General features: G+C 63.1%; 6 protein-coding genes and 1 pseudogene. 2 read left to right on the forward strand and 5 right to left on the reverse strand.

The features are described from left to right. Positions 1–872, reverse strand: a pseudogene (locus EN750_RS15165) (hypothetical protein); the annotation flags it as partial. A 171-nt stretch (positions 873–1,043) separates the two neighbouring features. Then, positions 1,044–1,619 (reverse strand): GNAT family N-acetyltransferase, encoded by a 576-nt coding sequence (locus EN750_RS15170; protein ID WP_127396904.1) that lies wholly within the window; start codon positions 1,617–1,619, stop codon positions 1,044–1,046. A 65-nt stretch (positions 1,620–1,684) separates the two neighbouring features. Between EN750_RS15170 and EN750_RS15175 the strand changes: the two genes are divergently transcribed. Next, on the forward strand, positions 1,685–3,013 hold the full coding sequence (locus tag EN750_RS15175; RefSeq protein ID WP_127396905.1) for a DNA polymerase IV: 1,329 nt from the start codon (positions 1,685–1,687) through the stop codon (positions 3,011–3,013). Here the strand turns inward: EN750_RS15175 and EN750_RS15180 are convergent. Further along, entirely contained in the window at positions 3,010–3,516 is a 507-nt protein-coding gene (locus EN750_RS15180; RefSeq protein ID WP_127396906.1) for a hypothetical protein, read from the reverse strand. The genes EN750_RS15175 and EN750_RS15180 overlap by 4 nt on opposite strands. A gap of 197 nt (positions 3,517–3,713) precedes the next feature. Between EN750_RS15180 and EN750_RS15185 the strand changes: the two genes are divergently transcribed. After that, on the forward strand, positions 3,714–4,595 hold the full coding sequence (locus EN750_RS15185; protein ID WP_127269138.1) for a DMT family transporter: 882 nt from the start codon (positions 3,714–3,716) through the stop codon (positions 4,593–4,595). Positions 4,596–4,605: 10 nt separating this feature from the next. Here EN750_RS15185 and EN750_RS15190 read toward each other — a convergent pair whose 3' ends face one another. Together EN750_RS15190 and EN750_RS15195 are read right to left on the reverse strand one after the other, a co-directional pair. Beyond that, on the reverse strand, positions 4,606–5,409 hold the full coding sequence (locus tag EN750_RS15190; protein ID WP_127396907.1) for a potassium channel family protein: 804 nt from the start codon (positions 5,407–5,409) through the stop codon (positions 4,606–4,608). A gap of 67 nt (positions 5,410–5,476) precedes the next feature. Continuing rightward, positions 5,477–6,034 (reverse strand): OB-fold nucleic acid binding domain-containing protein (locus EN750_RS15195; protein WP_245482714.1); only part of this gene is annotated, 558 nt, incomplete at its 5' end.

The raw sequence follows: 6,034 nt of genomic DNA on the forward strand, positions 1-6,034 counted from the left end.
GTGCTGAGCTGGGTGGCGCCGAAATTGACGACCGGGCTTTCCACCGCAAAATCCTTGAAACCGTAGGTCCCGTCGATACGCTGCCAAAGCGGCAAGGCGGCGAGCAGAAGCGATTTGAGCTGCGCCTGGTTGGCCTTCAGCGTCGCCTCGTCCTCGTTGGCCACCGCAAATGCCAGGAGATCGAGCAATGGCTTGGTCCGCACGCCCTTGCCGCTGGCTTCGACCGACAGTTCCGGCGACCTGACGCTGACCGGGAATTTCAACCCGCTCTCCGGATCGTCGAAATTGATCGCTTCGACAAAGCTCGACACCTTTTGCGAGGTTGTGAAATCGACGCCCCCGGCCGCCGACTTGGTCGCGGCAACGGTCGCGACGCCGGCGCCCGTGCTGGCTTCCATGCGCTGCTTGGCATCCTTCGATGCCATCGTCACGCCGGCCATCGAGCTGGTGCCGCTGGTAAAGGCCGCCAGATTTGGATCGTAGACGCCCGAACCCTTGCCGTCCTTGATCGAAAACTGAGTGCTTTGCAGCCCCTCGGGTCCATTGAACTCGAAGGAGGCGGTTTGGGAGAAATCCATGGAGACATCCCAGGACCCGTCGCTGCGCGGCTTGACCATCAGGGCATAGGGCGCGAAGTCGAACTTCAGCAGTTTCTGGTCCGGAAACGATGCGGCAAGTGCCTTGAAATCGAACAGGATCCTGTAGGCGCCACCTTCAAGCGAAACCTTCAAAATGCCTTTGTCGATGGCCTGCTTGCCGACATAGTGGGACAAGTCGTCGGACAATTGCTTCGCACCCTGACTGTCGACGGTCTGACCGAACGCAGGCGCGCTCAACGCAAGGAGGAAAACGAATGGCAAGGCACGGTTCACGCGAATTCTCCGTTTGACCTAATGCATGTCGCCCAAAGTGGGTCCTGGTTTGGGAGAACGACATGCATAAACAAAACCCCAAAGCGCATGCGCTTTAGAAGGTACGTCCGTCTGGTATGAAAATACTGCTGCAACCGCAAGGTGAGATCAACAAGCCACGAGCGGACCTCATCAAAGCACCAGCCGCATCAGCGGGCGGCCGGCCTTGCGTTCCACCAGCCGCTCGAAACCCGCCTTCTCGAAGATCCGCGACGAGCCGACGAACAGGCCGATCGAGCGCGAATCGCGAGACAGGTCCATCGGGCACGCCTCGAGCAGCCGGGCTCCATTCTGGCGGGCGAAATCGATGCCGCCTTCGACGAGGCGATGCGTGATGCCCCTGCCGCGCGCCTTGGCGCGGATGAAGAAGCAGGAGATCGCCCAGACGCCCGGATCCGCGGCGTCGGCAGGATCGACCGGTGCCGAGCCCCTGCCCTGATTGTTCCATTCGGGTACGTCGGCGCGCGGTCCGATCTGCATCCAGCCGACCGCCTGGCCATCCTCGAATGCCAGCAGTCCGGGCGGCGGGCCGGCCTCGATACGCGCCTTGATGTGGTCCTTGTTGCGTTCCCGGCTGCTCTCGCGGCGCATCGCCGGCGCCAGCCGGAAATGCGTGCACCAGCAGCCGTAGCAGGCGCCTTGCTTGCCGAAGAGGTCCTCGAATTCAGCCCAAAGCTCGGGTGCAAGCGGCGCTATGGTCGTGCTCATGCGTTCTCCCCAGGCCAGCCTTGTCGCTGGCCTTGCACTGTCGTACCATTGCTTCTGTTCTCTTTATGTTCGCAGCGATGGCGGCCCCTGTCAACAATCCCGATCACGGCTTTTGCCGCGACTGCCTGACGTTTCAGCGCAGCCAGGCGCGCCGCTGCGAGCGCTGCGGTAGTCCTCGGCTTGTGCGTCATCCAGAGCTTTACCGGCTGCATCTGGCCCATATCGATTGCGACGCCTTCTATGCGGCGATCGAAAAGCGCGACAATCCGGCGCTCAAGGACAAGCCGCTGATCATCGGCGGCGGCAAGCGCGGCGTCGTCTCCACCGCATGCTATATCGCCCGCATCCAAGGCGTGCGCTCGGCCATGCCGATGTTCAAGGCGCTCGAAGCCTGCCCGGAGGCGGTGGTCATCAGCCCCAACATGGAAAAATACGTGCGCGTCGGCCGCGAAGTGCGCGCCATGATGCAAGCGCTGACACCGCTGGTCGAGCCGCTGTCGATCGACGAGGCGTTTCTCGACCTCGCCGGCACCGAACGGCTGCACGGCCTGCCGCCCGCTGTGGTGCTGGCGCGCTTCGCGCAGGCCGTCGAGAAGGAGATCGGCATCACCGTTTCGGCCGGCCTGTCCTATTGCAAGTTCCTCGCCAAGATTGCGTCTGACTTTCGCAAGCCGCGCGGTTTCTCGGTCATCGGCGAGGCCGAGGCAGTCGGCTTCCTCTCGGCGCAGCCGGTGACCATGATCTGGGGTGTCGGAAAGGCATTCAACGCCACGCTGGAGCGTGACGGCATCCGCACCATCGGCCAGTTGCAGCAGATGGATCGCGGCGACCTGATGCGCCGCTACGGCACGATGGGCGACCGGCTCTACCACCTTTCGCGCGGCGAGGACGTCCGCCGCGTCGATCCCGACCAGGATGCCAAGAGCGTATCGGCCGAAACCACCTTCGACACCGATATCGCGTCGCTGGAGGAACTGGTCGCGGTTCTCAGGGGCCTTTCGGAAAAGGTCTCGGCACGGCTGAAAAAGTCAGGCATTGCCGGGCGCACCGTGGTGCTGAAGCTGAAGACCCAGGATTTCAAGCTGCGCACGCGCAATCGCCAGCTCGGCGATCCGACCCGGCTCGCCGACCGCATCTTTCAGACCGGGGTGGAGCTTCTGCGCAAGGAAACCGACGGCACGAAGTATCGGCTGCTTGGCATCGGCGTCAGCGACCTCTCGGACGACGACAAGGCCGACCCGCCCGATCTGGTCGACATCCAATCGCGCAAGCGCGCCATGGCCGAAGGCGCCATCGACGCCCTGCGCGACAAGTTCGGCCGCAAGGCGGTGGAAACCGGCTACACATTCGGCAAGGGCCGCCACACCCATCCGCCGGAGCCGCTCGAGGATTAGGTGCGCTGCAGATCAATCCTGCTCGTCACCACGCTCTTGCCGGTTTTCGGGTCGGTGTCGATGACGGTCAGCCGCATGCCCTTCTCGCCGCGTTTCTCGACCTTCATCTGCGCCCTTCGGTCGCCATTGACCTCCTTGGCCCAGCGAATGCCCAGGTTGATCGCGTTGCCCGAACGGCTGCCGTTAAGCTGCGCCGGTCCCGTGCGAGAGCCGACATAGGTGCCGCTGTATTTGGCACCGCTGGCCTTCAGGTCCGCGCTGATGGCGCGCGTGACCACGACAAGTCCCCGGCAATTGCCGTCGAGCGACAGGGAGGTCGATGTCGCGTTCGAGCTGAACGTGCAGGACACGTTCACGGTCGGCGCATCGGTGGTGACCTTGACGATACCCTTGCCGGCGAAATTGCCCTTGAACGCCTGGAGAAATTGGGCCTCGTCGGCATGTGCCGCGCCTGCCGCAACCAATAAGCCGCCGGCAAGCGCGAATTGCGCGAAGGATCTCATTGAAGCTCTCCTTGTCGATCTTGAAAAAGGCGGGACGGTCCGCGAGCACGGCTGACCACCGGAACTCAACGCCACTTGCCGTTTCAGGTTCCGCCCGCCACACGACTGTTTTACAACATCCAGCCAGTCGCGACTGGCCCAGAAGAATGCCTTGTGTAGCGATTGCGGCAGAAGCCCTCGCCTGCGACACAGCGCGAATGGCACCCACCCCCTCGATCCCCAAGGCCGCGTTCTGGATGGCACTGTCGATCGCTTCCTTCCTTGGGATGACGGTCGCCGGCCGAGCCACGACAGCGGAGCTCAACGTCTTCCAGGTGCTTGAGTTGCGCTCTGTGATCGGCTTCTTCATTCTTCTGCCGCTGGTGATGATGAGTGGCGGTTTTCGAGCCATGCGCACGCAGCGCCCCATTGCCCATATCGCCCGCAACGTCATCCATTACACGGGCCAGGCGGCCTGGCTCTACGCCCTCACTTTGATCCCGCTGGCGGTGCTGATCTCGATCGAATTCACCACGCCGATCTGGACAGCTATCCTGGCGGTGATTTTTCTGGGTGAAAGGCTGAACCGGCCCAAGCTGGCAGCGATCGGGCTGGGGCTGATCGGCGTGGTGATCATCGTGCGCCCCGGTGTCGGCTCGGTCGACCCTGGACATCTCGTCGTGCTGGGTGCCGCGGCCTGCTTCGGCATCTCGGTGGTCACGATCAAATCGCTGACCCGGACTGACAGCGTCGTGCGCATCATCTGCTGGATGCTGATTATCCAGTCGATGGTCGGTCTCATCCCGGCGCTCTATACGTGGCGCAATCCGCCACTGGAGCTATGGCCGTGGATCGTGCTGATCGCTTTCACCGGCATGTCGTCGCATTTCTGTATGGCCCGCGCGCTTGGCTATGCCGATGCGACCATCGTCTCGCCGATGGATTTTCTGCGCGTGCCGCTATCGGCGCTGATTGGCTGGCTGCTCTATAGCGAGCAGATCGATGCTTTCACCGCCGGCGGCGCGCTGCTGATCCTGATGGGCAATCTGCTCAATCTTCAGCGCAGGGCTATAAAGCCGGCCGAAGTGGCGGCGTCGTAGTACCCGGCCGTCAGTTCCCTTCGTCGGGTATGTTGAGAAGATGACCGCAGGCTTTGCAATGCACGGCGTCCGGCTCGTGCCGCCGCAAGCCGCACTGCGGACAGGGAAACAAAACCTTGGCTGGCCGGAAGATCGCCTGAGCCAGTCTGACAAACAGCGATATGCCGATGATCATGGTGACGATTGCGGTCAGCTTGCCGGCTATGCCCGGCAGCACGATGTCGCCGAAGCCGGTCGTCGTCACCGTGGCGACGGTGAAATAAAGCGCGTCGACATAGTTTTCCAGACCGGCGCCAGTGCGGAAGAAGAACGTGTAGACGAAGCCGGTGATGACGAACAGGAAGGTCAAAAGGTTGATGACCGCGTGGCTGGCCTCGCGCCACGGCCTCAGGCCGCGCATCTCCAGATGCCGCCAGAGCGAACCGCTGCGCGACAGCGACCACAGCCGCAGGATGCGCAGGAAGGCGAGATTGGCGAACGCCGCCGGCATCAGCAGCGTCAAAAGGATGAAGACATCGACCCACGACGTCGGCTGCTTCATCAGCCGCAGCATGTTTTTGGAGGCAAGCAGCCGGGCGACCAGATCCGCGGCGACAAGCGCGGCCGCCGAATAGTCGAGCCAGAGGAAGGACGGCTTGTCCTGAAGAACCGGCGTCGCGATGAAGAAGGCGATGATGGCGAGGTCGATGACGACGGCCACCAGTTGGAACCGGAAAGCGGCCGGCGTGCGCCCATGATAGAGCCTGCGCAGCCTGTCACGCAGCCGCGCCAAGGCTGAAACCGCCTGCGACCCGTTCCTCTGCGCCGGCTTCATACTGACTGCGCTGGCGTTCGCGGCAGCGACCGCCCGGCTGACCGCCGCGCGCGAGAAAGAGCGGGGGTCACACCAGCTCCACTTCGACCACACCCGGCACCGCGCGCATCGCCGAAGCGATCTGTGGCGAAATCCGGTAGCGGTTCGGCAACTCGATTTCGATTTCCCCCTCGCCCTCTTCCTTGATCAGCACGAAGCTGACCTGGCCTTCGCCCCTGACGGTCAGTTGGCCGGCCAGCGTGTTGATCGGCGAGGCGTTGCGCACGAAGATGCGAAGTGCCTTCTGGATACGGCTCGCCTCGTCCTCCAGCGACTGCACTGAGTTGATGCGCAGATTGACGCCTTCCGGCCTGTCCTCGGCGGCAACGGTGATGACCACGGAGCGGCCGGCCTCGAGCAGATCTCGATATTGCGCCAGTCCTTCGGAAAACAGCACGGCTTCGTACTGGCCGGATGTGTCGGAAAAGGCGATAACGCCCATCTTGTTGCCGGTGCGCGTCTTGCGCTCCTGCTTGGACGTCACCGTGCCGGCCAGACGGCCGGCGGCGGCACCGCGTTTGACGGCCGCCGAAAACTCGGCCCAGGTCTGAACCCGCATCTTCTGCAGGGCTGCCTTGTACTCGTC

Source organism: Mesorhizobium sp. M7A.F.Ca.ET.027.03.2.1, from assembly GCF_003999175.1.
Classification (GTDB): Bacteria; Pseudomonadota; Alphaproteobacteria; order Rhizobiales; family Rhizobiaceae; genus Mesorhizobium.

Coding starts and splice junctions, on each gene's coding strand:
- EN750_RS15180 (WP_127396906.1), bottom strand. CDS start 3,516: ATGAGATCCTTCGCGCAATTCGCGCTTGCCGGCGGCTTATTGGTTGCG.
- EN750_RS15170 (WP_127396904.1), bottom strand. CDS start 1,619: ATGAGCACGACCATAGCGCCGCTTGCACCCGAGCTTTGGGCTGAATTC.
- EN750_RS15190 (WP_127396907.1), bottom strand. CDS start 5,409: ATGAAGCCGGCGCAGAGGAACGGGTCGCAGGCGGTTTCAGCCTTGGCG.
- EN750_RS15185 (WP_127269138.1), top strand. CDS start 3,714: ATGGCACCCACCCCCTCGATCCCCAAGGCCGCGTTCTGGATGGCACTG.
- EN750_RS15175 (WP_127396905.1), top strand. CDS start 1,685: ATGTTCGCAGCGATGGCGGCCCCTGTCAACAATCCCGATCACGGCTTT.